Below are 23,702 nucleotides of genomic sequence, written 5' to 3'. Positions count from 1 at the left end.
CGTGCGCGCACGGCCTGCCGGCCACTGCGTCAGCCGTTTCGTCCGGCCGTTGCGTCAGTCGCTGCGTCAGTCGTAAGCGTCGCCGACGATCGCCTCGATCTGCGCCTTCACGTCCGGCGTGATCTTTTCCGCCACTTCGCGCGCCTTCATGTTCTCGCCGATCTGCTCCACGCGCGAGGCGCCGGTGATGACCGTGCTCACGTTCGGATTCTTCAGGATCCACGCAAGCGCGAGTTGTCCCACGGAACAGTCGAGCTGTTTCGCGAAGTCGGCGAGCTTGCCGACGATCGCGTTCTTGTCAGGGTCCGTGACATTCTTGCGCAGCCAGTCGTAGCCTTGTAGTTCCGCGCGGCTGCCGGTGGGCACACCGCCGCGGTATTTGCCGGTGAGCAGCCCCGAAGCGAGCGGGCTCCACGTGGTGAGGCCAAGGCCGATGTCCTCATAAAGCCGCCGGTATTCGTCTTCCACGCGCTGGCGGTGGAACAGGTTGTACTGCGGCTGTTCCATGACAGGCTTGTGAAGATGGTGGCGTTCCGCGATTTCCCATGCGGCGCGAATCTCGTCGGCGCTCCATTCCGAGGTGCCCCAGTAGAGCGCCTTGCCGCGCGAGATCATGTCGCTCATCGCCCACACGGTTTCCTCGACCGGCGTGTTCGGGTCCGGGCGGTGGCAGAACACGAGATCGACATAATCGAGCTGCAAGCGCTTGAGCGAGCCGTCGATGGCGTTCATGAGGTACTTGCGGTTGAGCGTGTGATACTGGTTGGGCGCTTCGCTCAAGCCCCAGAAGAACTTGGTCGAAACGACATAGCTCACGCGCGGCCACGCGAGTTCCTTGAGCGCCTGCCCCATCAGCTCTTCCGACTTGCCGCCCGCGTAGACCTCGGCGTTGTCGAAGAAGTTGACGCCCGCGTCGCGCGCCGCCGCGAGCGATTCGCGCGCGAGTTTCGCGTCGACCTGATTGCCGTAGGTGACCCACGAGCCGATGGACAGTTCGCTAACTTGCAGGCCTGAGCGGCCCAGTCGCCGGTAGTTCATGAACGCTTCTCCTCCAGTGCGGTATTGAGTTCGCAAAGCTAGCACGAGTTCGCCATTTGCGCCGGGCGGGCATGCGCTACGCGCGGCGCCTTGCAGTGCGGCAACGGCGCGGCGAAATTCAGTTTTGCTTGTCCTCCTCGATGCTTCACGCAAGCCGCTTCATGCACAATAGCCGCGTTGGCCGCGACGCAACATCCGGCCGGATGGCATAAGCCATTCGTCAGGTTTGACGGCGCGCGAGCCGGGGTTTCACACTGTTCAACAACCTGGAGGTGTCCGATGTCGTCTCTCTCTCTGAATACGAAACTCGATGGCAAGGTTGCAGTCGTCACCGGTGCGGCCAGCGGCATCGGCAAGCAGATCGCGCTCACGCTCGCGCAGGCGGGCGCCGCCGTCGCGATCGCCGACCTCAACCAGAGCGGCGCCGACGCCGTAGCCGAGGAAATCAAGGGCGCGGGCGGCAAGGCCATCGGCGTGGCCATGGACGTCACCAATGAAGACGCGGTGAACCAGGGCATCGACCGCGTGGCGGCCGAACTGGGTTCGGTGGACATCCTCGTGTCGAACGCGGGCATCCAGATCGTCAATCCGATCGAAAGCTACGCGTTCTCCGACTGGAAGAAGATGCAGGCTATCCACGTCGACGGCGCCTTCCTCACCACCAAGGCCGCGCTCAAGCACATGTACAAGGACGATCGCGGCGGCGTCGTGATCTACATGGGCTCGGTGCATTCGCACGAAGCTTCGCCGCTGAAGTCGGCCTACGTCGCGGCCAAGCACGCGCTGCTCGGTCTCGCGCGCGTGCTCGCGAAGGAAGGCGGCAAGCACAACGTGCGCTCGCATGTGGTGTGTCCGGGTTTCGTGCGCACGCCGCTCGTGGAAAAGCAGATTCCCGAACAGGCGAAGGAACTCGGCATCAGCGAGGAAGAAGTCGTCAAGCGCGTCATGCTGGGCGGCACGGTGGACGGCGTGTTCACGACCGTCGAGGACGTCGCGCAAACGGTGTTGTTCCTTTCGGCCTTCCCCTCGGCTGCGTTCACGGGTCAGTCCTTCGTTGTGAGCCACGGCTGGTTCATGCAATAAAACACGCATTGGATGGAGGAGGCGCGGTTATGGCGCAACGCAAGAAGGGGCAGGCCCAGTCGGCTGCCGTGGGGGAGGAGACTGCGGTGCATGGCGGCGCGGCGGCGCGTCCGCACGTGACCCACTGCGGCAGCGAATCGCAGCAGTGGGAAACGGTCGCGCTTACGCTCCAGGGCGGTGGCGCGCTCGGCGCGTATCAGGCGGGCGTGTACGAGGGGCTGTTCGAGGCCGGCATTTCGCCCAACTGGATCGCCGGCATTTCCATCGGCGCGCTCAATACTGCGCTCATTGCGGGCAATGCGCCCGAGCATCGCGTGGCGCGTTTGCGCGAATTCTGGGAAACGATCTGCCAGCCTGCCTACAGCCCGCCGCTGCCGCCTTTCATCGAGCACGCGCTCTTCAATGCGAACGCTTCCGTGCGCAAGACCTTTACGGCCATGCAGGCGGCGGGCGCGATCGTGGAGGGGCAGAAGGGATTTTTCGTGCCGCGCTTTCCGCCGCCGTTGCCCAATGCTTCAGGGCATCCGGAAAAAGCGAGCTACTACGACACGAAACCCCTGAAGGCGACGCTCGAGCGCCTGTGCGACTTCGACCGTATCAATTCAGGCGAAACGCGGGTGTCGGTGGGGGCGGTCAACGTGGGCAGCGGCAACTTCGTGTATTTCGACAACACGACCACGCGGCTGCGGCCCGAGCATTTCATCGCATCGGGCTCGTTGCCGCCGGGTTTCGCGGCCGTGGAAATCGACGGCGAGTATTACTGGGACGGCGGCCTGATGTCAAACACGCCGCTCTACGAAGTGATCCAGACCACGCCGCGACGTGACACGCTGGCGTTCCAGGTCGATCTCTGGAGCGCGCGCGGGCCGGTGCCCGACAACATTGTCGACGTGCAGGGCCGCATGAAGGATATCCAGTATTCGAGCCGTACGCGTCTCGTGACCGATATCCTGCAACGTTCGCAGCGCTATCGTCACGTCTTGCGCGAAGTTCTCGATCGCATCGCGCCCGAGCACGCCAACGATCCCTGGGTCGCGCTGGCGGACGAGCTTTCGTGCTCCAGGAAGTACAACGTGATCCACCTCATCTACCGGCACAAGGAGTACGAGGGGCACTTCAAGGACTACCAGTTCGGCATTTCGACCATGCGCGAGCACTGGACAAGCGGCTTGCAGGACATTCGCGCCTCGCTCGCACAACCGGGCTGGCTCGACAAGCCCGACAACGATTCGGGCTTCGTCACGCACGACATCCATCGCGACATGCGCGGCCACGGCGGTTGAGAGCTTGTTGAGCGTTTGTTGATCGTCCCGCCAAAACAAAAGGCGTCCGTTCTTGCGAACGGACGCCTTTTTCATGCTTGCTTGCGCGTTGGGCTTACTTCAGCACTTGCGCGACTGCGCTCGCAACGGCGTCGAGGTTGCGCGTGTTCAGCGCGGCCACGCAGATGCGGCCCGTGCTCACGGCATAGATGCCGAACTCTTCGCGCAGACGGTCCACTTGCGCGGCGGTCAGGCCCGAGTACGAGAACATGCCGCGCTGCACGTTGATGAAGTTGAAGTCGCGGTCCACGCCGGCGGCCGTGAGGCGCTCGACGAGGCCCGTGCGCATCGCGCGGATGCGGTTGCGCATTTCGCCGAGTTCCGCTTCCCACATCGCGCGCAGGTCGGCCGAGCCGAGCACGGCTGCGACCACCGAGCCGCCGTGCGTCGGCGGGTTCGAGTAGTTCGTGCGGATCACGCGCTTGAGTTGCGAGAGCACGCGCGCCGATTCTTCCTTGCTGGTCGTGAGGATCGACAGTGCGCCCACACGCTCGCCGTACAGCGAGAACGACTTCGAGAACGACGACGACACGAACACGTTGAGTTCCGAAGCGGCGAAGAGGCGCACGACTTCGCCGTCTTCCGCGATGCCGTCACCGAAGCCTTGATACGCGATGTCGAGGAACGGCACGAGACCGCGTGCCTTCACGGCTTCGATTACCTGCTTCCACTGGTCGATCGTGAGGTCGACGCCAGTCGGGTTGTGGCAGCACGCGTGCAGCACGACAACCGTGCCGGCGGCGTAGCCGTTCAGCGCGCTCAGCATGCCTTCGAAGTTCACGCCGTTGGTCTGCGCGTCGTAGTACGGGTACGCGATGACGTCGAAACCGGCGCTTTCGAAGAGGGCGCGGTGGTTTTCCCAGCTCGGGTCGCTGATCGCGACCTTGGCGTTCGGGTTCACGCGCTTCAGGAAGTCCGCGCCGATCTTCAGTGCGCCCGTGCCGCCCAGCGCCTGCGCCGTGACGACGCGGCCGGCCGCGATCAGCGGCGAGTCGTCGCCGAGCAGCAGCTTTTGCACGGCGGCGTCATAGGCGGCGAGACCTTCGATCGGCAGATAGCCGCGCGGCAGGCCGGCTTCCACGCGCGCCTTTTCGGCCTCGCGCACCGCGCGCAGCAGCGGAATCTTGCCTTCCTCGTTGGTGTACACGCCCACGCCGAGGTTCACCTTGGTCGCGCGAGCATCGGCGTTATAGGCTTCGTTCAGACCCAGAATCGGGTCGCGGGGGGCGAGTTCGACAGCGGAAAAGAGGGACATGATCGTTCGGCAAAAGTGAAGGGAGATCGGTTGGGCCACACGTGCCGGCCACAGAACGCGTTATTGTAGCGAATCCTCAAGCCGGATTTCCGCCGATTTGGCATCCGTTGCGCCGCCCGGCCCTTGCAGCGCCGCCTGAGGCGCCCCATCTAGCTCCGTAGCGGGCCCGAAGCCCGCTCCAGGCCCGCTCTGGCATGCCGACCGGCAAAATCAGGCGAGGCGATAGAATAGTTGTTTGCTCCGCGCACAGGATGTCACCCATGTCCGACCACATCGTCGCCGACGCGCCCGCGCTCGACGAGTCGAAGTTCGTCCAGTACGAGGGCTCGCCGTTCCAGCTCTACCAGCCGTACCCGGCGGCCGGCGACCAGCCGACGGCCATCGCAACGCTCGTGGAAGGCGTGGAGGACGGGCTCTCGTTCCAGACGCTGCTCGGCGTCACGGGCTCGGGCAAGACCTACACGATGGCGAACACCATTGCGCGCCTGGGCCGCCCGGCCATCGTGTTCGCGCCGAACAAGACGCTCGCCGCGCAGCTTTACGCCGAATTCCGCGAGTTCTTTCCGCGCAACGCCGTCGAGTATTTCGTCTCGTACTACGACTATTACCAGCCGGAAGCCTATGTGCCGCAGCGCGATCTCTTCATCGAGAAGGATTCGTCGATCAACGAGCACATCGAGCAGATGCGGCTTTCCGCCACCAAGAGCCTGATGGAGCGGCGCGACGTGGTGATCGTCGCGACGGTTTCGGCGATCTACGGTATCGGCAATCCGTCCGAGTACCACCAGATGATTCTCACGCTGCGTCACGGCGACAAGCTCGGCCAGCGCGACGTCATCGCGCGCCTGATCGCGATGCAGTACACGCGCAACGAGCAGGACTTCCAGCGCGGCACGTTCCGCGTGCGCGGCGACACCATCGACATCTTCCCGGCCGAGCACGCCGAAATGGCCGTGCGCGTGGAACTGTTCGACGACGAGGTCGAAACGCTGCAACTGTTCGACCCGCTCACGGGCCGCGTGCGCCAGAAGATTCCGCGCTTCACGGTGTATCCGTCGTCGCACTACGTGACGCCGCGCGAAACCGTGCTGCGCGCCGTTGAAACGATCAAGACTGAATTGCGCGAGCGGCTGGAGTTCTTCCACACCGAAGGCAAGCTCGTGGAGGCGCAGCGGCTGGAACAGCGCACCCGCTTCGACCTGGAGATGCTTCAGGAACTGGGCTTTTGCAAGGGCATCGAGAACTACTCGCGGCACTTTTCGGGCGCGCTGCCCGGCGAGCCGCCGCCCACGCTCGTCGATTACCTGCCCACCGACGCCATGATGTTCCTTGACGAGTCGCACGTGCTGATCGGCCAGTTCAACGGCATGTACAACGGCGACCGCGCGCGCAAGGAAAATCTCGTCGATTACGGCTTCCGGCTGCCTTCGGCGCTCGATAACCGGCCGCTCAAGTTCAACGAGTTCGAGCGCAAGATGCGCCAGGTGGTGTTCGTCTCCGCCACGCCCGCCGACTATGAAAAGAAGGTGACGGGGCAGATCGCCGAGCAGGTGGTGCGGCCCACGGGCCTCGTCGACCCGACGATCGAGGTGCGCCCGGCGTCGACCCAGGTGGACGACGTGCTCTCGGAAATCAACGCGCGCGTCGAAGTGGGCGAGCGCGTGCTCGTGACGACCCTCACCAAGCGCATGGCCGAGCAGCTCACCGAGTTCCTCGCCGACCACGGCGTGAAAGTGCGCTACCTGCATAGCGACATCGACACGGTCGAGCGCGTGGAGATCATCCGGGACCTGCGGTTGGGCACCTTCGACGTGCTCGTGGGCATCAACCTGCTGCGCGAGGGGCTCGACATTCCGGAAGTCTCGCTCGTGGCGATTCTCGACGCCGACAAGGAAGGCTTCCTGCGCGCCGAGCGCTCGCTGATCCAGACGATCGGCCGCGCGGCGCGCAACGTGAACGGCAAGGCGATTCTCTACGGCGATCGCATCACCGACTCGATGCGCAGAGCCATCGACGAAACCGAGCGCCGCCGCGCCAGGCAGATGGCCTTCAACGAGGCGAACGGCATCGTGCCGCGCGGCGTGGTCAAGCGCATCAAGGACATCATCGACGGCGTCTACAACGTCGATGAAGCCCGCGCCGAACTGCGCGAGGAGCAGGAGCGCGCGAAGTTCGAGGACATGTCCGAGAAGCAGATCGCCAAGGAGATCAAGAAGCTCGAGAAGCAGATGATGGACTACGCGAAGAACCTCGAATTCGAGAAGGCCGCACAGGCGCGCGACCAGCTTGCCGTGCTGCGCCGGCGCGTGTTCGGGGCGAACGTGGGGGATCATCCGATCTGAGCGATTACCGCTCGTTGCGCTGCCTCCTTGCCTTCGATCGCCTTTCGGGTGTCGAAGGCGCTGAAACCGGCCTGCCAAAACACCGTAAGGCTGTGTTAACAAACCGCTGCTAAAACCCTGTTGCATTAAGGTTTTTCGCGCCGCCGAATTTGTCCCTCATCTGCATCGGTGTTAAACTTCGCTATTATTGAGAATTGTTCGCATTAACGTTTTTAGCTGCATGCGGACCGGCTCAGTTGGATGTAATCCTCATATATAAAAACCAGGAGTTTCGATGCGGATCCACTCTCTCTTGCGCGGTACCGCCGTCATCGCGGCCGCCACGGCGGCGTTTGCGGCCCATGCGGCTGAATACCCGATCGGCAAGCAGCAAATCCAGGGCGGTATGGAAATCGGCGCAGTCTATTTGCAGCCGATCACGATGGAGCCGGAAGGCATGATGCGCAAGGCGTCGGATTCCGATATCCACCTGGAGTCGGACATCCACGCGGTGAAGAACAACCCGACGGGCTTCGCGGAAGGCGACTGGATGCCGTATCTGCAAGTGCATTACGAACTGACCAAGCCGGGTTCGAGCTACGTGCAAAAGGGCGACCTGATGCCGATGGTCGCGAACGACGGCCCGCACTATGGCGACAACGTCAAGCTGGCGGGCCCCGGCAAGTATCACCTCAAGCTGATCGTGGAAGCGCCGATGCAGACCGGCCACATGGCGTTCGGCCGTCACGTCGACAAGGAAACGGGCGTGGGCCCGTGGTTCAAGCCGATCACGCTCGAATACGACTTCCCGTTTGCCGGTATCGGCAAGAAGGGCGGCTATTAAGCGGAAAAATTAGCGGCCCAATGAGCGGGCCGCGAAGCGGATAGCGCAAATGGCAGCGGCGCTCGCCTCGTGCGGCGCCACTGCATGAAATGCAGCAAGGAGCAGGTAAGACCAATGACTGGAATCCGGAAGTTTGCGGCGCTCGCGCTCAGCGCGTCTTTTGCGGTGTCGCTTGCTGGCGTGGCCACGCTCGCGCACGCCGAGGATCTGCCGACGTTCAAGCTCGAAATGAACGACGGCAAGCTCAATCCCGCGCGCATCGAGGTGCCGGCGGGCAAGCGCATCAAGATCGAGGTGCGCAATACGGGCAAGGGCGCGGCCGAGTTCGAGAGCGTCCAGTTGCGCAAGGAAAAGGTGCTGGCGCCGGGCGCGGACTCGTTCGTGGTGATCGCGCCGCTCGATCCGGGCGAGTACAAGTTCTTCGACGATTTCCACCAGCAGGCGCAGGGCGTGATCGTCGCCAAGTGAGCGCTGCCGGGTGAAGGCAATTGTCGCGAAGTAGTAAGGCCGCCGGCGCGTAGGGCCGGCAGCAGGAGGTGTTGAATGGGTCAGGTGATGTTCATCGTATGGCGGGAGAGCGTTGAGGCGCTGCTCGTCGTGGGGATTCTCTATGCGTGGCTGAAGAACGGCGACGCGGACGCGCGGCGCGGCTTGCCGTACCTGTGGGGCGGCGTGGCGCTCGGCATTCTTGCCGCTATCGGCCTCGGCGCGGCGCTGGTCGGCTTCACCGAGGTGCTCTCGGGCGACGCGCAGGACTACTTCCAGACCGGCATGGTGCTGGTGGCGTGCGTGCTGATCGTGCAGATGGTGCTGTGGATGAAGCAGCACGCGCGCACGCTCAAGCGCGAGATGGAGCAGTCGCTCGAAGCGAGCACGCGCGATTCGAACTGGTGGGGCGTGCTCGTGCTCGTCGCGCTTGCCATCGCGCGCGAAGGCAGCGAAACGGTGATCTTCCTCTACGGCCTCGGCTTCGGCCAGTCGGGCCACGTGGACGCGAGCCAGTATTTCGCCGTGCTGATCGGCCTCGGGCTGGCGTTCCTCACCTTCTACATCCTGCAACTGGGCGGCAAGTACTTCTCGTGGCGGCACTTCTTCCGCGTCACCGAGATCATGCTGCTGTTCCTCGGTGCGGGCCTGTTCCAGACCGGCGTGGACAAGCTGATCGACAAGGAATTCCTGCCGACGATCATCGACCAGGTGTGGAATTCCTCGGCGATCCTCGACGACTCGAGCACCTTCGGCTCGCTCGTCGCGACGCTTACGGGCTATCGCGCGCATCCGGCCCTCATGAACCTGATCGCCTACGCGGCGTACTGGCTCGTGGTGTGGTTCCTCGTGCGGCGCGCCACCGGCCGCGCGACCGCAGTCGGGAAGAGGACGGCAGCATGAGTTGTGCATCCCAGCGCCCGATGCAGGCAGCGGGGCGCCCTGGCAAGCTCGCCCAGGCGGGCCAATGGATGCAACGTCACGGCGCGGCGATCCGCGCCGTGCAGTGGGTCGTGGTCGCCGTTTATGCCTTCCTGATTCTCGTGCCGGCGGTCATGCCGCTGCCCGGCGACACGGCGCACCTGTGGAACAACCTCACGCTTGCCGCGCAGTTCGTGTTCTGGGGCATCTGGTGGCCGTTCGTGCTGCTTTCGATGGTGATGCTCGGGCGCGTGTGGTGCGGCGTGTTGTGCCCGGAAGGCGCGCTCACCGAGTTCGCGAGCAAGTTCGGGCGCGGCTGGGCGATTCCGCGCTGGATGCGCTGGGGCGGCTGGCCCTTCGTGGCCTTCGGGCTCACCACGATCTACGGACAGATGGTGAGCGTCTACCAGTACCCCAAGGCGGTGCTGCTGGTGCTGGGCGGCTCGACCCTCGGCGCGATGGTCATCGGCTTTCTGTACGGGCGCGAGAAGCGCGTCTGGTGCAAGTATCTCTGCCCCGTGAACGGGGTTTTTGCGCTTCTGGCGCGTCTCGCGCCGTTTCGCTACAAGGTCGACGAAGACGCCTGGCGCAATTCCTATCAGCACGGCGAACACGGCGGCCACCGCGTGATTCCCGTGAACTGCGCTCCGCTCGTGCCGCTGCGCAACATGAAGGGCGCCGCGCAGTGCCACATGTGCGGCCGTTGCAGCGGGCACCGCGACGCCATCTCGCTGTCGTGGCGCTCGCCCTCGGAAGAGGTGGTCGAGCTCGGCGACAGCCAGGCGAGCGCCTGGGACACCGCACTGATTCTCTACGGCCTGCTGGGCGTGGCGATCGGCGCGTTCCACTGGACCGGCTCGCCGTGGTTCATCGGCATCAAGCAGTGGCTCGCGGGCTGGCTCATCGACCGCGACATCACCTGGCCGCTCGACACCAACGCGCCGTGGTTCCTGCTCACGCATTATCCCGAGCAGAACGACGTGTTCTCGTGGCTCGACGGCACGATGATCGTCGGCTATATCGTCGCGACGGGGCTCGTGTACGGCACGGCGCTCTTCGCGATTCTCGCCGCCTCGACCGCCGTGTTCGGACGTTTCCAGATGCGCCGCCTGCATCACTTCGCGCAGTCGCTGATTCCGCTCGCGGGCGCGGGCGTGTTCCTCGGCCTGTCGGCCACGACGCTCTCGCTGTTGCGCGCCGAGCACGTGCCGCTCGACTGGGCGACGGAGGTGCGCATTGCGATCCTCGTCATCACCAACGCCTGGAGCGCGTGGCTCGCCTGGCGCGTGACGGGGCGCTACAGCACGCGCCTGTGGCAGCGCGCGCTCGCGCTCGCGGGCTTCGCCGTGGCGCTCGCCGTGGTGGACAGCGCATGGTGGCTGATGTTCTGGGGCTGGACGCGCTGAGTTTCGGGCGCATTTTCCGCACCGTCTTCCGGCGCGTTCTGCGCTACTCTCCTTGCATCGTCATGTGGCTTTGGCGCCGGGCTGGTCCCGGCGCGGCCCGCCCGTACAAGGAGAAACCGTTATGCGAACCCGCGCAGTTCTGACTGACGAAGACGTCGTGAAGATGGCCGATGCGGCCGTGGCGCACGCACGCGCCAACCAGTGGAGCGTGACGATCGCCATCGTCGACGAGGGCGGGCATCTGCTCTATCTGCGCCGGCTCGACGGCGCCGCGCCCATCACCGCCGAGATCGCCATGGCGAAGGCGCGCACCGCGGCGCTCGGCCGCCGCGAAAGCAAGGTCTACGAAGACGTCATCAAGCAGGGCCGCACGGCGTTTCTCAGCGCGCCTCTCACCGGCATGCTCGAAGGCGGCGTGCCCGTGATCGTGGACGGCGACGTGATCGGCGCGATCGGGGTATCGGGCGTGAAGTCCGATCAGGATGCGGCCGTTGCGCGCGAGGGCATCGCGGTGCTCGGGGCGGGGTAAGCGCGGCCGCTACGCCACGCCTGGCGGTGGCGCAAAAAACAAAAGCCGCGGACAGATGCCGCGGCTTTTGCCTCGGGCGGCTCACGCTTCGCGCGCCGCCCCGATCAGGTATGAGAACAAAAAAATGGCGTGGCTTGCTGCGACGGCTGGCTTAAAGCTTGAAGGATGTCTGCACGAAGGGGTCTAGATCTCGCGTGCAAGCCGTCGTTGCTGGCTAATGCCCAACGCCTCTCGGTGGAGGCGGTCCCCACAATACCCGGTTAAAACCTGTTCGAATCCTGCTTCTGTCCTGCCTGAGACTTACTTCGTCAGGATCAGCTTGCCGAGCCGCGTGGCCCGCAACTGATACGTCTCGCCGTTGTGCTTGATGCTCACATGGCTGCGGCCCTGAAGCAGCGCCGCGCTTTCCAGCGTTCGCTCGCCGCCCGCCGCGCCGCTTGCCGTATCCGCGCTCTTGCGCGGCTGCGATTGCGGCTGCGCATGTGTCGCTGCGGGTTTCGGCCGTGCGCTGGTCAATGCCGAGCCGCCGGTGCGGCGGACGCTAAGAGTGGTGGAGCGGTTGAAGTCGGTCATGAACGTGACGTCTTTGTCTCGATTCGATGGAGTTATTCTAAATGATAATCGTTCCTATTTTCAACTGTCCGAAATTTATCGAAATTTACTAGCGATAGCCAGAGGGGGGGCGGACAGGCACAGCGGCGCCCCGCGAGCGCGAGGGCCGCTGCATGGCGTCGGTCAATGCACGGCGTTCGGCAGGTCGCCGTTGCCTTGCACGAACTGACGGATCAGACGCACGGTGTCGATGTCCGACTCGCGATACGCCGACTTCACGATCTCGGAGGTTTGCCGGTCGTCCTCGGTGTCGGCGGTCGGCAGCGTCGTGCGGTACTCGAAGCGCAGAAAGAGCTGTAGCGCGTCGGGTTGCTCGATCGTCATCGTGAGCGAGCCGCCCACGTAGTCGGCCGTCGCCAGGATGTCGTAGCGCACGCTCTCGTTGGCCGTGAGCGTGACGCGGTCGCGCACCGTGGCGTGGCCGTAATGCAGTTCGCGCTCCAGCGTGCTGTCGGTGCGCGAGAGGATCGTGCAGCTATCGAGACCGATCACGAAGAGTTGCGGCTGTTCGGCGCGCAGCACGAGTCCTTCCCAGAGCTGGTCGCGCGTCATGGCAACCACCAGCGGGTTCAGCGGGTCGTTGATCTGGATGAGGTGTTCGAAATTCAAGGCGGCGCCTTCCTGTGTCTATGTCCTTGTGCCGGCGCTCAAGCGACGACGAGACCCGAGCGTATCGTGATCGTGTTGGTGAGGACCTTGTGGACCGGGCAGGCGTTGGCGATCTGGAGCAGGCGCTCGCGCTGCTCTTCGGTGAGCGCGCCTTCGAGCGCGATCTGGCGATCGATCGTCGTGCCTTCGTTGCCGGTTTCCATCGAGAGCTTCACGCGTACGCCTTCGAGCGGCCACTCCTTGCGCTGTGCGTACATCTTCAGCGTGATGGAGGTGCAGGCGCCGAGGCTCGAGAGCAGCAGCGAGAAGGGCGACGGTCCGCGATCGCCGCCGCCGAGTGAGGCGGGTTCGTCGGCGATCCAGGTGTGTGTGCCGTCGTCGAACTGGACCTGGTAGTTCGTCGAGCCAATGTGTGCGGTGACTGCGGGTTCGGCCATGCGCTCCTCGCGGGAGGGACGGTTAAAGGGGACGGGCGTGCGCCGACCGGCGCGCGCCCCCGGAAACCTTATTGTGACGGAAAGCGGGCAAGCCTGTGGTGATGAGGCGGCGCGACGGCCGCGGCCGCGCGCGCCTGGCGTGCACCTGGGTGTGCGCGTGGCGTGCGCCTCGTGCGCTTCGCGCGCCCGGTGCTCGTCTAGTGCGCGATGCGCCCCATGCGACCGGCCTGATAGTCGAGCACGGCCTGGCGGATCTCCGGCTCCGTGTTCATCACGAACGGGCCGTAGCGTACGACCGGCTCGTTCAGCGGCACGCCACCGATCAGCAGGACTTCGAGCGGCGCGCTCGCGTCGGCGGGCGCGGCGAGCGTGACCGTGTCGCCGTCGCGCGCGAAGGTCACCATCTGCTGCGCCTCGACCGCCTGCGCTTGCGGACCGTACAGCCCCGTGCCCGAAAGGCCGTAGGCGAACACGCGATACTCGGGCGGCACCGGCTGCTGCACGCTCGCGCCGGGCGCGATCGTGAAGTGCTGGTAGAGGATGGGCGTGCGCGTTTCGATCGCGGCCTTCGCGCCCAGCGCCTCGCCCGCAATCACCTTCACCGTGACCTTGCCGTCCGTCGAGCGGCCCACCGGAATCTGCTCCGTGGGCAGTTCCTGGTAACGCGGCGCGATCATCTTGTCGCGCGCGGGCAGGTTCACCCACAGTTGCAGGCCGTGCATGCGGCCGCCCGTGCGCGTGAATTCGGGGTCGGGCATTTCACTGTGGATCACGCCCGCACCCGCCGTCATCCACTGCACGTCGCCGGGGCGCAGCGTGCCCGAATGGCCCGCCGAGTCCTTGTGGCCGAAGCGGCCCGCGAGCATGTACGTGACGGTTTCGAAGCCGCGATGCGGGTGGTCGGGCGCGCCCTTGGCTTCGCCCGGCGCGTAGTCGGTCGGGCCCATTTCGTCGAGCAGCAGGAACGGATCGAAGTCCATCAGCGTGCGGGTGGGGAACGGCCGATGAACGATGAATCCGCCACCCTCGGTGGTGCGAACCGCGGGATAAACGCGTTCGATCGTACGGGTCGTGGTCATGGATATCACCTCGAATTGTGGGAATTGCGTTATATGCGAAACAAACAGCTATTATAGGTACCCAATTCGGGCTGTTTTACGGCCTCATCGCAATGGATTGTCCCATCGCTGGAACGACGACATGAAAATCGATTCGCATAACCTCAACGACCTGATGTACTTCTCGCAGGTGATCGAGCATGGCGGATTCTCGGCCGCCGAACGTGTGCTCGGCATCTCGAAGTCACGTCTGTCGCGGCGGGTGAGCGAACTCGAGGCCTCGCTCGGCGTGCGCCTGTTGCAGCGCTCCACGCGCAAGCTCGCGCTCACCGAGGCGGGCGAACTCTTCTACCAGCATTGCCGCGCGATGCTCGCCGAGGCGCAGGCGGCGGTGAACGTCGTACAGTCGCTGCGTTCGTCGCCGCGCGGCACGGTGCGCGTGAGCGTGCCCGTCACGCTGTCGCAGACGATCTTTTCGCAGATCATTCCGGAATTCATGCATCGCTACCCTGAAGTGCGGGTGGTGATGCGCGTGACGAACCGCGTGATCGACCTGTTCGAAGATTCCGTGGACATCGCGCTGCGCGTGCGCTCGGAGCCGCCGGAGAACGCCAATATCGTGGTGCGCCCGCTGTGGCGCACCGAGCAGATGCTGGTGGGCGCGCCGAGCCTGCTTGCGCAGAATGCGCCGCCGCTCACGCCCGACGACCTCACGCGCTTCGAAACGCTCGACACGCCCACGAGCGACGGCCGCCATGTGTTCCAGCTGATCGCGCCCGATGGCACGCGCCACGCGCACGAGCACGAGCCGCGCCTCATCACCGCGGACCTCACGACGATCCGCGAGGCAGCGCTCGCGGGCCTCGGCATCGCGGCCATGCCGGAGATGATGTACGGCGCCGCGCTCCGCTCGGGCAAGCTTTCGCCGGTGATGCCGGGCTGGACGCTGCCTGTGCCGCAGCTTTATGCGGTGTTTCTCTCGCGCCAGGGCATGGTTCCCGCCGTGCGGGCCTTCGTCGATTACCTCGTGGAAGTGCTCGACGCCGACAAGAGCTTGCAGCAGGAATGCCCGCTGAGGAGCGAGATCGCCGCGCTCGCGGCGCACGCGGGCGGGCAGGGCGCGGCCACGGGCACGACATCAAGCACAACAACAAGTACACCGAATGTTCAGGGCGCACGGGCCGGGTTGCTGCGCACGAAGTCCGCAAGCAAGATCGAAACGGCGTGAAGCTTTGCGAACATGCACGCGCGTGCGCTTGTATGAAGCTTTGCCCTGAAGCACCGCCGTTGCGCGTGCCGTTCAGCTTCGGCTCAAACGCCATTTGTTTTTAGGCATTCAAGCGCTGCCGGCCATCGCTACATTCAATGGCTCAACGCTTGAAGGCCAGCGGCGAGAGGAATATATTGAAGTCCTCCTCGCCAAGCACCGGTCTTGAGTGGGGATTGATGGCCGCTATCATAGTGAGCCTTCAGGGCCGAAAGCGCAGTCCGTGTTGCCCACGGCAGTCGCATGTGCCGGCGTGAACCGATCGATTGTCGGGGAGTCGCCGCCACAGCCCGAATGCGCCGCGTGCGCACGAAAAAAGGCCTTCATCTGACGATGAAGGCCTTTTACTTTGTGCCGCCGTTTTGGGCTGGCGGTATTCAGTGGTGCGCGGGATCGGTCACGAAGCCGAGCTTCGTGAGGCCGCCGCTCTGGGCCGCCGACATCACCTGGGCCACGCGTTCGTATTGCACCTTGCGGTCCGCGTTCAGGTGCAGTTCCGGCTGCGGCGTGGTTTGCGCCGCGGCGGCGATCTTCTGGTTCAGCGCCGCGTCGTCGACCTTGTCGCCATCCCATAGCACGGTGCCGTCCGCTTCGATCGATACGTTGATCTGCGCGGGCTTCGCGTCTTCCTTCTGGCTGCTCGCGTGCGGCAGGTCGATTTTCACGGCGTGACGGATCACGGGAATCGTCACCATGAAAACGATCAGGAGAACCAACATGACGTCGACGAGCGGCGTCATGTTGATTTCGTTCATCAGGCCATCGTCGTCGTCGCTGGCAAAGGGGCTCATCGCCATGTTGCTTGCCTCCGCTCTTTAGTGGCTGCGCGCGGCGACACGCAGGTTGCCGGTGCTGCCGTCCTTCGCGCCGCTGCGCGAGGTCGAGGTGAGACGGGCGCCCGTCACGAAGAACGCGTGCAGGCCGTGCGCGAAGCGGTTGAGCTTCGTGACGATCGCCTTGTTGGCGCGGGTGAGGGCGTTGTAGCCGAGCACCGCGGGAATCGCGACGAAGAGGCCGAACGCGGTCATGATGAGCGCTTCGCCCACGGGACCGGCCACGGCGTCGATCGAGGTCTGACCGGTTGCGCCGATCGTAAGCAGTGCGTGATAGATGCCCCACACCGTGCCGAACAGGCCGACGAACGGCGCCGTGCTGCCGATCGAGGCGAGAATGGCGAGGCCGCTTTGCATCTTCGCGACGGAATCGTCCATCGTGTCTTTCAGGCAGCGCGTGACCCAGTCCGACACGTCCATGCGGTCGTGCAGATGCGGTTGCGTCTGGTGATGGTGATCGGCGGCTTCCTGGCCCGAGAGGGCGAGCGCGAGGAACGGGTTGTCTTCGCGCGTGCCGCTGCCGAGCTTCTTCACGCCGTCGGCGAGATCGTCCGAGTGCCAGAACTGCTGCTCGGCATTCTTCGTGAGGCGCTTCAGGCGCGCCACGTTCCAGCCCTTCACGACGATCACGCACCATGACAGCACCGACATGATCAACAACGCGAGCGCGATGCCGCGTGTCACGAAATCCCCTTGCGCCCAGACGTGGGCGATACCGTAGTTCTGCATTCTCAATCCTCTTTATTCAATTCATGAAGGCGTGTGGCTTCAGCCGGTCAATCGTGCAGGCTGAAGTCGAATGGTTGCGTGTAGGCCGCGCGCACGGCTTCGCCGTTTTCCAGGTACGGCTTGCACGAGCTTTGGCGCATGGCGTCGACTGCGGCGTCGTCGAGGCGGCTATAGCCGCTCGACTTCTTCAGTTCGATGTTCTCGATCTTGCCCGTGAGGCCCACGACGAAATGCACGAAGGCCGTGCCGGTCTCGCCACGGCGGCGCGAAAGCGTCGGATAGTCGGGCTGCACGATGCGGCAGTCGAGGTGCGAAACGTTCTTCGGCGCCGAGAGCGCCATGGTCGGCTTCGCGTCGGTGGCTGCGGCGGCCGTCTGCGCGGGCGCGGGCGGCGTGGGAGCCGGCGGCGCGGGCGTGGCGGGAGCGGCCGATTCGATCGCGTGCTGCGAGGGCGCTTCGGCCACGGGCAGCGGAGTCGGCTTGGGCTTGGGCTGAACCTTCGGCTTTTCGCGCGTCACGTGCGGGACGGGCTTGGGCGGAGGCGGCGTGGGCGTGGACTGGATCGCGGCCGGTGCGGCCACGGGATCGGGCTTGAGCAGTTCGGCCGTAATCGTCTGCGACTGTAGCGCAACGGGCGTCACGGGCTCGCGCTTCATCAGCACGACGGCGATGAGCGCGGCGTGCAGCGCGAGCACGATGGCGCTCGCGGTGACGACACGGCGATTGACGCGAACGGCGGGAGACGGCAGCGTGCCAGCGGTGGTTTGGAAAGCCTGCATGTTTAGCGTGGCTGCCATGCGGACGACGGCGCGCGGACGATCCAGCGAGTCCTGCGCAACGTGTCGGGCAGCTTTATTTGCGAAAGATCAACAGCGATATACACAACGTCGTGACGAAACCGATCAGCAATTCCATAGCGACCTCCTTTGAGGTTCACGAGCGGTAGCTGGCTGGTCGCGAGACGGGCTTGCTGTCGGCGGCGGTTAGGTGTCCGGCGCGCCCGGCTGTGCGGGCGGACGGTACGGGCGCGCATCGGTGACAGGATGCGCGCCATGACATCAGGCTGCCTTGCGCTCGTAAAACGTGAGCGGCACGACATGCGGGACCACGGCGGGGGCGTGCGGCACCCCGCAGCGGCTCGCGCATACGCCGCTTTGCGCCATCACGTCGCGAACGGATTCTTCGCACTTGCCGCAGCAGGTCGCGACGCCGAGCTCGAATTGCAACTCGTCGAAGGAATCCATACCTTCCGCGATGGAGGCACGGATCGTCCGATCGGAGACAGACTTGCAAACGCAGACAATCATGATGGACCGCAATAGAGAGAGTTAATGCGAATTATTATCATTATGTTTGATGGGTTTGGCAAGCGGCCAGACGGAATTTTTGTAACAAAACCGGATGCTTAGCAGGGGTTTTGCTTTAGGTCAGATGCTGGCGATGCCGGGGCCGGATGCCGGAGACGTGGTTGGCGGGCAGACAAGCGGTTGCCGCGGCGCCCAGGCTCGTGGGCATGGGGCGGGCGCTGGAGGCCGCCTGCGATCGTTTGAGAGCGCGCTGCGGGGACGCGCTCGGGCAGGCCGTGGATGAGAAAACGGGGTTGAAACGTCAGCGGGCCGTTGAGCCGAGGGCTCAGGCCGCGTTGGCTTCGAGTTCGATCGTGCGCCGTGACGGAATCGCCACGCGTTCGACTGCCGCGTCGAGGCCGAGCAGGGCGGCGGCCAGTTCGCGCAAATGCGCGCCGTCGCTCGTCGAGCAGAAGCGGATCGCATCCGCGTGCGCACCGGCATCCCCGCCGCTTGCGCGCAGGCCGTGCTGATCGAGCACGCGCTCGAGCTGCCGCGCGATGGCGACGCTGGTGTCGATGAGCGTCATGCGTTCGCCGACGATCGAGCGGATCGCGGCGTCCAGAAACGGGTAGTGCGTGCAGCCGAGCACCAGCGTGTCCGCGCCGGCGTCGAGCATGGGCTCGACGTACGCGCGCAGCAGCGCGAGCAACTCGGCCGAACCGATATCGCAGCGCTCCACGGCCTCGACGAGGCCATGGCCCGGCTGGCACAGCACGCGCAGGTCGGCCGCGTGACGCTCCACGAGCGCCTGAAAGCGCGCGCTGCGCAGCGTCACCTGGGTCGCGAGTACGCCGGCCACGCGCGACTTCGAAGCGAGCGCCGCCGGTTTGATGCCCGGCTCTACCCCCACGAGCGGGATGGAGAGCCGCTCGCGCACGAGCGCGATGGATTGCGCCGTGGCCGTGTTGCAGGCCACCACCAGCGCCTTGGCCCCTTGCGCGACGAGCCATTCGCAGATAGCCAGCGTGCGGTCGGCAATGAAGTCGTCGTCGCGCTGGCCATAGGGCGCGTAGCGCGAGTCGGCGACATACACGAGCCGCTCGGCGGGCAGCAGCGCGCGCACGGCGCGCAGCACCGAGAGACCGCCGAGACCGGAGTCGAAGATGCCGACAGGCGCGGCGCTGGAAGAGGCCGGAAGGTTCAAGAGGCTGGGCGCTGGAGTGTTGAGGCGCACCCGCAAGGCGGACGGGTGCGCGACACGCGAGGGGCGTGCGATCAGGATTCTACCGAACCCATTGCCGATTGCTGGTAATTCTGGATGCCGACCTTGTCGATGAGGTCGAGCTGCGTTTCGAGCCAGTCGATGTGTTCTTCGGTGTCGTCGAGAATTTTCACGAAGATTTCACGCGAAATGAAATCACGCACCGATTCGCAATAGACAATGGCTTCCTTGCAGGTGGACTGCGAAATCTGCTCGAGCTTCAGATCGCACTCGAGAATTTCCTTGGTCTCTTCGCCAATCAGCAGCTTGTGCAGGTCTTGCAGGTTCGGCAGACCGTCGAGCATGAAAATGCGTTCGATCAGCCAGTCGGCGTGCTTCATTTCGCCGATCGATTCGTCATATTCGTGCTTGCCGAGTTTCTCGAGGCCCCAATGCTTGTACATGCGGGCATGCAGGAAATACTGATTGATAGCCGTGAGCTCGTTCTTGAGCTGCGCGTTCAGATATTCGATGACTTTCTTGTCGCCTTGCATGATCTTTCCTTTCTTGGTGTGGCGGAGACTGGTTTCCAACAATAAACGCTCAATACGCAAAAGCCAAGGGCTAATCCGGGTGCAATTGAGGCATTTATTGGCGATTAACCGGGTGCTGAGAATTAGTCTCAGTACGATTTGCGTGACGCAATAAAAAACCGGGGCGCGTGGCCCCGGTTTTTAACAGGCATTAAGCATGCATCAAACCGTTGCGACCGGAATCTTGCCGATCTTGGCCTGCCATTCGGCGGGGCCGGTCTTGTGGACCGAGGTGCCCGACGAATCGACCGCGACCGTCACCGGCATGTCCTGCACGTCGAACTCGTAGATGGCTTCCATGCCGAGGTCTTCGAATGCGAGGACCTTCGAGCCGCGGATCGCCTTCGAAACGAGGTAAGCCGCGCCGCCCACGGCCATCAGGTAAGCGGCCTTGTGCTTCTTGATCGCCTCGATCGCCACGGGGCCGCGCTCGGCCTTGCCGACCATCGAGATGAGACCCGTTTGCGAGAGCATCAGCTCCGTGAACTTGTCCATGCGGGTGGCGGTGGTGGGGCCTGCCGGGCCGACCACTTCGTCGCGCACCGGATCGACCGGGCCGACGTAGTAGATCACGCGGTTCTTGAAGTCCACCGGCAGCTTCTCGCCCTTGGCGAGCATGTCGGCAATGCGCTTGTGCGCGGCGTCGCGGCCCGTGAGCATCTTGCCCGAGAGCAGGAGCGTCTGGCCCGGCTTCCACGAAGCGACTTCTTCCGGCGTGAGCGTGTTCAGATCGATGCGCTTGCTGGTTTCCGTGTTCGGTTCCCAGTTGACCTTCGGCCATGCGTCGAGCGAAGGCGCTTCGAGCTTGGCCGGGCCCGAACCGTCGAGCACGAAGTGCGCGTGGCGCGTGGCGGCGCAGTTCGGGATCATCGCGACGGGTTTCGAAGCCGCGTGCGTAGCCGTGGCCATGATCTTCACGTCGAGCACGGTGGCGAGACCGCCCAGGCCCTGCGCGCCGATGCCGAGCGCGTTGACCTTCTCGTGCAATTCGACGCGCAGCTCTTCGATCCAGTCCTTCGGGCCGCGCTTGATGATGTCCTGGATGTCGATGGATTCCATCAGCGATTCCTTCGCCATCAGCATCGCCTTTTCAGCGGTGCCGCCGATGCCGATGCCGAGCATGCCCGGCGGGCACCAGCCCGCGCCCATCGTCGGCACGGTCTTGAGCACCCAGTCGACGATCGAGTCGGACGGGTTCAGCATCACGAACTTCGACTTGTTTTCCGAGCCGCCGCCCTTGGCTGCAACCTGAACGTCCACCTTGTCGCCCGGCACGATCTCGTAGTGGATCACGGCCGGCGTGTTGTCCTTGGTGTTCTTGCGGCCGCCTTCGGGCGGGTTCACGATCGACGCGCGCAGCACGTTGTCCGGGTTCAGGTAACCGCGGCGCACGCCTTCGTTGATCATGTCGGTCACGCCCATCGTGGCGCCGTCCCAACGCACATCCATGCCGACCTTCACGAAGATCGTGACGATGCCGGTGTCCTGGCAGATCGGGCGCTTCCCTTCGGCGCACATGCGGCTGTTCGTGAGGATCTGCGCAATGGCGTCCTTCGCGGCCGGGCTCTCTTCGAGCTCGTACGCGCGGCCGAGTGCCTCGATATAGTCCTGCGGATGGTAGTAGCTGATGTATTGCAGCGAATCCGCAATGCTTTGGATGAGGTCTTCCTGTTTGATGACGGTCATGGCTAGCTTCTGTGGGGACGGGTGTTTTGAATTTTGAGTCGTATTGAATCTTGGGGCCGCGCGCGCCGTTCAGTCCGATTCGGCGTGCTCGGGAACCGCGCGAGGGGCTGCGGCATGCCCGCCTGGCACCGGATGGCGCGCGGCGAGGTCCTGATAGTGTTCGGGGTGCGTGTGCGTGGTGATGCGGTCGATCCACGCCATCACGAGCGCGGAGACGAGGAACGCCACGTGGATGATCACCTGCCACATCACCGTATGCGTCGAGGCGGCATCGGGATTGATGAAGGTCTTGAGCAGGTGGATCGACGAAATGCTGATGAGCGCCATGGCGAGCTTCACCTTGAGCACGCCGGCGTTCACGTGGTCGAGCCACTCGGGCTCGTCGGGGTGGCCTTCCAGGTTCATGCGCGAGACGAAGGTCTCGTAGCCGCCCACGATCACCATGATGAGCAGGTTCGAGATCATCACCACGTCGATCAGGCCGAGCACGGCCAGCATGATGCTGGTTTCGTCGAGCGTGGTGGCGTGGCTCACGAGGTGCCACACTTCCTTGAGGAACAGCAGGCAGTACACCGCTTGCGCGACGATCAGGCCCAGATAGAGCGGCACCTGTAGCCAGCGGCTCATGAAGATGACGCTGGGCAGCGGACGCATGCGGCGACGGGCTTTACCGGGAGCGGCGGCGGAATGCTGGGGACGTGCGGCGGACATGGGCAATCACGGTAGCGAATACGGGCGGGGCCGTTCAGGCGGGGCCAGATGGCGCTCGCAAGGGGCCGGGCGGGCGCTATTGTACAGCGTCGGCGCAAGGGCCCGCCCGGATTCCGGCAGCGCTGCCCGCGCCCAATGCTTTCAGACGGATTACAAAACCGTCACGACGCCACCGGCGGCACGCGCCGGGTCTTGAGGCTCGCGAGCGCGATGCCGGCCACCACGCAGGCGAGCGCGATGCCGTGCGCGGGCGTGGGGCGCTCGTCGAGGAAGGCGATGCCGTAGACGGCGGCGGCCACCGGCAGCACGGCCGTGAACACGCCCGCGATGCTGCCGGGCACATGGCGGATGCCCATCATCCAGAGGCAGAACGAGAACACGCTCGCCGAAAGCCCGTACCAGAGTGCGAGCCACCAGACGCCCGCGGGCACGCTCGCAAAATCGAACGACAGTGCGGCGGGCAGCCCGACGGGCAGCATCAGCAAGAAGCCGAACAGATGCGTGTAGGCACAGATGTCGAGCGGCGCCAGCGTTTGCGTGAGGCGGCGCGACAGGATCACATAGAGCGACTCGCAGCCCACCGCGCCGAGCACCATCAGGTTGCCGGTGAACGAACTCGCGCCCGCGTCGCCGCTTGCACCCACATGCGCGAGGTTGATGACCGCAATGCCCGTGATGGCGAGCGCAATGGAGGCGAGCGCCCGCGCGTCGGGGCGCTCGCGCAGGAAGAGCCACGAGAAGAGGGCGATCACGGCGGGAATCGTGCTCGTGATGACGCCGGCCGCGACCGCGCTCGTGCGATGCACGCCGCCCAGCATGAGCAGCGTAAACCCGAATGTCCCAAACAGCGCCTGGAGGAACAGATTGAGCCATTCGCCGCGCTTCACGCGCTGCATCTTCGTGCGGCGCAACAGCGGGCCGAGCACCGCGAGGGCGATCACGAAGCGCAGCAGCGCGAAAAGCGGAACGGGGATGAAGGCGACAATCGACTTGCCGATGCCCACGTTGCTGCCCACGAGCAGCATCGAGGCGACGAGAAAAAAGGAATAGCGGTTCAAGCTGGAATCCGGGTACGCAGTTCAGTTAGCATTCTAAATGTCTGCTTACCTGGGTGCCATCGTGCGCCGCCGGCGGTTAGGTCCACCAGCGCGCGTAAGTGGCCGGTAAGTTGCTACGCTTAATCTAGCCGGCGTGGGCGCGCGCGCAGAGCGCATGGCGTCCATGCATGCTGCAATGCCACAATGACGGCTTGCAGCGCAAGCTAATAGCGTCGCGCCCGCATGCGGGCGGCGGCGCACGGAGACGGCGCGCGCGGGCATTGAAGATGCTCACGCGTGTCCACGAGTTTGACGTTTCATCTTCACCAAGGGGTTGTCGATGTCTGCGATTGAATCGGTTCTTCAGGAACGCCGGGTCTTTGCGCCTTCAGAACAAACGGTGGCCAGTGCCACGGTGTCCGGCATGGACGCCTA

The 23,702-nt window shown here is 64.5% G+C and carries 24 protein-coding genes; 9 read left to right on the top strand and 15 right to left on the bottom strand.

Features of this window, described 5'->3' with window-relative positions; all coding sequences use genetic code 11:
- Window positions 1–66 precede the first annotated feature (66 nt).
- Window positions 67–1,038, bottom strand: coding sequence for a potassium channel beta subunit family protein (locus C7401_RS09570; protein ID WP_112171157.1), 972 nt, complete (start codon window positions 1,036–1,038; stop codon window positions 67–69).
- Window positions 1,039–1,317: 279 nt separating this feature from the next.
- Between C7401_RS09570 and C7401_RS09565 the strand changes: the two genes are divergently transcribed.
- Window positions 1,318–2,121 carry a 3-hydroxybutyrate dehydrogenase gene (locus C7401_RS09565; protein WP_112171156.1) on the top strand — a complete coding sequence of 268 codons (804 nt, stop codon included), beginning with the start codon at window positions 1,318–1,320 and terminating at the stop codon, window positions 2,119–2,121.
- A gap of 29 nt (window positions 2,122–2,150) precedes the next feature.
- Window positions 2,151–3,404, top strand: a complete 1,254-nt coding sequence (locus C7401_RS09560; protein WP_112171155.1) for a DUF3734 domain-containing protein — start codon at window positions 2,151–2,153, stop codon at window positions 3,402–3,404.
- Between the two features lie 94 nt (window positions 3,405–3,498).
- Here C7401_RS09560 and C7401_RS09555 read toward each other — a convergent pair whose 3' ends face one another.
- Window positions 3,499–4,698: an amino acid aminotransferase gene (locus C7401_RS09555; protein ID WP_112171154.1), complete on the bottom strand. Its 1,200-nt coding sequence runs from the start codon at window positions 4,696–4,698 to the stop codon at window positions 3,499–3,501.
- Between the two features lie 260 nt (window positions 4,699–4,958).
- On the opposite strand from C7401_RS09555, the gene uvrB reads away from it, so the two are divergent.
- From uvrB to C7401_RS09525, 6 genes are all read left to right on the top strand, one after another.
- Window positions 4,959–7,040 (top strand): excinuclease ABC subunit UvrB, encoded by a 2,082-nt coding sequence (gene uvrB, locus C7401_RS09550; protein WP_112171153.1) that lies wholly within the window; start codon window positions 4,959–4,961, stop codon window positions 7,038–7,040.
- Window positions 7,041–7,314: 274 nt separating this feature from the next.
- The gene (locus tag C7401_RS09545) at window positions 7,315–7,863 is read left to right on the top strand and encodes an iron transporter (RefSeq protein WP_112171152.1); all 549 of its coding nucleotides are present in this window, start codon (window positions 7,315–7,317) and stop codon (window positions 7,861–7,863) included.
- A gap of 114 nt (window positions 7,864–7,977) precedes the next feature.
- Window positions 7,978–8,331: a cupredoxin domain-containing protein gene (locus tag C7401_RS09540; RefSeq protein ID WP_181565541.1), complete on the top strand. Its 354-nt coding sequence runs from the start codon at window positions 7,978–7,980 to the stop codon at window positions 8,329–8,331.
- Between the two features lie 75 nt (window positions 8,332–8,406).
- Window positions 8,407–9,252: an FTR1 family iron permease gene (locus tag C7401_RS09535; RefSeq protein WP_112171151.1), complete on the top strand. Its 846-nt coding sequence runs from the start codon at window positions 8,407–8,409 to the stop codon at window positions 9,250–9,252.
- A gap of 20 nt (window positions 9,253–9,272) precedes the next feature.
- Complete coding sequence (locus C7401_RS09530) at window positions 9,273–10,676, top strand: 4Fe-4S binding protein (protein ID WP_112171150.1); 1,404 nt, start codon at window positions 9,273–9,275, stop codon at window positions 10,674–10,676.
- 121 nt (window positions 10,677–10,797) lie between these two features.
- A complete protein-coding gene (locus tag C7401_RS09525) occupies window positions 10,798–11,205 on the top strand; it encodes a GlcG/HbpS family heme-binding protein (protein WP_112171149.1) in 408 nt (135 codons plus the stop codon).
- Window positions 11,206–11,505: 300 nt separating this feature from the next.
- On the opposite strand, the gene hemP is transcribed toward C7401_RS09525, so the two are convergent.
- The 4 genes from hemP to C7401_RS09505 all read right to left on the bottom strand — a co-directional run bounded on the left by hemP (window position 11,506) and on the right by C7401_RS09505 (window position 13,942).
- Entirely contained in the window at window positions 11,506–11,778 is a 273-nt protein-coding gene (hemP, locus tag C7401_RS09520; RefSeq protein WP_112171148.1) for a hemin uptake protein HemP, read from the bottom strand.
- Between the two features lie 162 nt (window positions 11,779–11,940).
- Entirely contained in the window at window positions 11,941–12,426 is a 486-nt protein-coding gene (locus tag C7401_RS09515; protein ID WP_112171147.1) for an SRPBCC family protein, read from the bottom strand.
- 38 nt (window positions 12,427–12,464) lie between these two features.
- Window positions 12,465–12,863 (bottom strand): OsmC family protein, encoded by a 399-nt coding sequence (locus tag C7401_RS09510; RefSeq protein ID WP_112171146.1) that lies wholly within the window; start codon window positions 12,861–12,863, stop codon window positions 12,465–12,467.
- 197 nt (window positions 12,864–13,060) lie between these two features.
- Window positions 13,061–13,942 (bottom strand): pirin family protein, encoded by an 882-nt coding sequence (locus C7401_RS09505; RefSeq protein ID WP_112171145.1) that lies wholly within the window; start codon window positions 13,940–13,942, stop codon window positions 13,061–13,063.
- 121 nt (window positions 13,943–14,063) lie between these two features.
- On the opposite strand from C7401_RS09505, the gene C7401_RS09500 reads away from it, so the two are divergent.
- Window positions 14,064–15,149 carry a LysR family transcriptional regulator gene (locus C7401_RS09500; protein WP_224042433.1) on the top strand — a complete coding sequence of 362 codons (1,086 nt, stop codon included), beginning with the start codon at window positions 14,064–14,066 and terminating at the stop codon, window positions 15,147–15,149.
- 416 nt (window positions 15,150–15,565) lie between these two features.
- Here the strand turns inward: C7401_RS09500 and C7401_RS09495 are convergent, their stop codons facing one another.
- From C7401_RS09495 to C7401_RS09455, 9 genes are all read right to left on the bottom strand, one after another.
- Window positions 15,566–15,985: an ExbD/TolR family protein gene (locus C7401_RS09495; protein ID WP_112171144.1), complete on the bottom strand. Its 420-nt coding sequence runs from the start codon at window positions 15,983–15,985 to the stop codon at window positions 15,566–15,568.
- 18 nt (window positions 15,986–16,003) lie between these two features.
- Window positions 16,004–16,750: a MotA/TolQ/ExbB proton channel family protein gene (locus C7401_RS09490; protein WP_112171143.1), complete on the bottom strand. Its 747-nt coding sequence runs from the start codon at window positions 16,748–16,750 to the stop codon at window positions 16,004–16,006.
- Between the two features lie 47 nt (window positions 16,751–16,797).
- Window positions 16,798–17,529: an energy transducer TonB gene (locus tag C7401_RS09485; RefSeq protein WP_112171142.1), complete on the bottom strand. Its 732-nt coding sequence runs from the start codon at window positions 17,527–17,529 to the stop codon at window positions 16,798–16,800.
- 279 nt (window positions 17,530–17,808) lie between these two features.
- On the bottom strand, window positions 17,809–18,057 hold the full coding sequence (locus C7401_RS09480) for a (2Fe-2S)-binding protein (protein WP_112171141.1): 249 nt from the start codon (window positions 18,055–18,057) through the stop codon (window positions 17,809–17,811).
- Window positions 18,058–18,382: 325 nt separating this feature from the next.
- The gene (gene murI, locus C7401_RS09475; protein WP_373864430.1) at window positions 18,383–19,243 is read right to left on the bottom strand and encodes a glutamate racemase; all 861 of its coding nucleotides are present in this window, start codon (window positions 19,241–19,243) and stop codon (window positions 18,383–18,385) included.
- 71 nt (window positions 19,244–19,314) lie between these two features.
- On the bottom strand, window positions 19,315–19,794 hold the full coding sequence (bfr, locus tag C7401_RS09470) for a bacterioferritin (protein ID WP_112171140.1): 480 nt from the start codon (window positions 19,792–19,794) through the stop codon (window positions 19,315–19,317).
- Between the two features lie 201 nt (window positions 19,795–19,995).
- Window positions 19,996–21,519 (bottom strand): fumarate hydratase, encoded by a 1,524-nt coding sequence (locus C7401_RS09465; RefSeq protein WP_112171139.1) that lies wholly within the window; start codon window positions 21,517–21,519, stop codon window positions 19,996–19,998.
- Window positions 21,520–21,588: 69 nt separating this feature from the next.
- The gene (locus C7401_RS09460; RefSeq protein ID WP_112171138.1) at window positions 21,589–22,230 is read right to left on the bottom strand and encodes a TIGR00645 family protein; all 642 of its coding nucleotides are present in this window, start codon (window positions 22,228–22,230) and stop codon (window positions 21,589–21,591) included.
- A 161-nt stretch (window positions 22,231–22,391) separates the two neighbouring features.
- A complete protein-coding gene (locus C7401_RS09455) occupies window positions 22,392–23,288 on the bottom strand; it encodes a DMT family transporter (RefSeq protein WP_112171137.1) in 897 nt (298 codons plus the stop codon).
- Window positions 23,289–23,702 lie beyond the last annotated feature (414 nt).

This window comes from Paraburkholderia unamae, assembly GCF_003268775.1.
In the GTDB taxonomy this organism is placed as follows: domain Bacteria; phylum Pseudomonadota; class Gammaproteobacteria; order Burkholderiales; family Burkholderiaceae; genus Paraburkholderia; species Paraburkholderia unamae.
This window is presented reverse-complemented; position numbering and strand designations above follow the sequence as displayed.

Excerpts from the sequence above, each read along its gene's own strand:
- C7401_RS09570 (WP_112171157.1), bottom strand. The coding sequence starts at position 1,038 with ATGAACTACCGGCGACTGGGCCGCTCAGGCCTGCAAGTTAGCGAACTG.
- C7401_RS09565 (WP_112171156.1), top strand. The coding sequence starts at position 1,318 with ATGTCGTCTCTCTCTCTGAATACGAAACTCGATGGCAAGGTTGCAGTC.
- C7401_RS09560 (WP_112171155.1), top strand. The coding sequence starts at position 2,151 with ATGGCGCAACGCAAGAAGGGGCAGGCCCAGTCGGCTGCCGTGGGGGAG.
- C7401_RS09555 (WP_112171154.1), bottom strand. The coding sequence starts at position 4,698 with ATGTCCCTCTTTTCCGCTGTCGAACTCGCCCCCCGCGACCCGATTCTG.
- uvrB (WP_112171153.1), top strand. The coding sequence starts at position 4,959 with ATGTCCGACCACATCGTCGCCGACGCGCCCGCGCTCGACGAGTCGAAG.
- C7401_RS09545 (WP_112171152.1), top strand. The coding sequence starts at position 7,315 with ATGCGGATCCACTCTCTCTTGCGCGGTACCGCCGTCATCGCGGCCGCC.
- C7401_RS09540 (WP_181565541.1), top strand. The coding sequence starts at position 7,978 with ATGACTGGAATCCGGAAGTTTGCGGCGCTCGCGCTCAGCGCGTCTTTT.
- C7401_RS09535 (WP_112171151.1), top strand. The coding sequence starts at position 8,407 with ATGGGTCAGGTGATGTTCATCGTATGGCGGGAGAGCGTTGAGGCGCTG.
- C7401_RS09530 (WP_112171150.1), top strand. The coding sequence starts at position 9,273 with ATGCAGGCAGCGGGGCGCCCTGGCAAGCTCGCCCAGGCGGGCCAATGG.
- C7401_RS09525 (WP_112171149.1), top strand. The coding sequence starts at position 10,798 with ATGCGAACCCGCGCAGTTCTGACTGACGAAGACGTCGTGAAGATGGCC.
- hemP (WP_112171148.1), bottom strand. The coding sequence starts at position 11,778 with ATGACCGACTTCAACCGCTCCACCACTCTTAGCGTCCGCCGCACCGGC.
- C7401_RS09510 (WP_112171146.1), bottom strand. The coding sequence starts at position 12,863 with ATGGCCGAACCCGCAGTCACCGCACACATTGGCTCGACGAACTACCAG.
- C7401_RS09505 (WP_112171145.1), bottom strand. The coding sequence starts at position 13,942 with ATGACCACGACCCGTACGATCGAACGCGTTTATCCCGCGGTTCGCACC.
- C7401_RS09500 (WP_224042433.1), top strand. The coding sequence starts at position 14,064 with ATGAAAATCGATTCGCATAACCTCAACGACCTGATGTACTTCTCGCAG.
- C7401_RS09495 (WP_112171144.1), bottom strand. The coding sequence starts at position 15,985 with ATGGCGATGAGCCCCTTTGCCAGCGACGACGACGATGGCCTGATGAAC.
- C7401_RS09490 (WP_112171143.1), bottom strand. The coding sequence starts at position 16,750 with ATGCAGAACTACGGTATCGCCCACGTCTGGGCGCAAGGGGATTTCGTG.
- C7401_RS09485 (WP_112171142.1), bottom strand. The coding sequence starts at position 17,529 with ATGCAGGCTTTCCAAACCACCGCTGGCACGCTGCCGTCTCCCGCCGTT.
- C7401_RS09480 (WP_112171141.1), bottom strand. The coding sequence starts at position 18,057 with ATGATTGTCTGCGTTTGCAAGTCTGTCTCCGATCGGACGATCCGTGCC.
- bfr (WP_112171140.1), bottom strand. The coding sequence starts at position 19,794 with ATGCAAGGCGACAAGAAAGTCATCGAATATCTGAACGCGCAGCTCAAG.
- C7401_RS09465 (WP_112171139.1), bottom strand. The coding sequence starts at position 21,519 with ATGACCGTCATCAAACAGGAAGACCTCATCCAAAGCATTGCGGATTCG.
- C7401_RS09460 (WP_112171138.1), bottom strand. The coding sequence starts at position 22,230 with ATGTCCGCCGCACGTCCCCAGCATTCCGCCGCCGCTCCCGGTAAAGCC.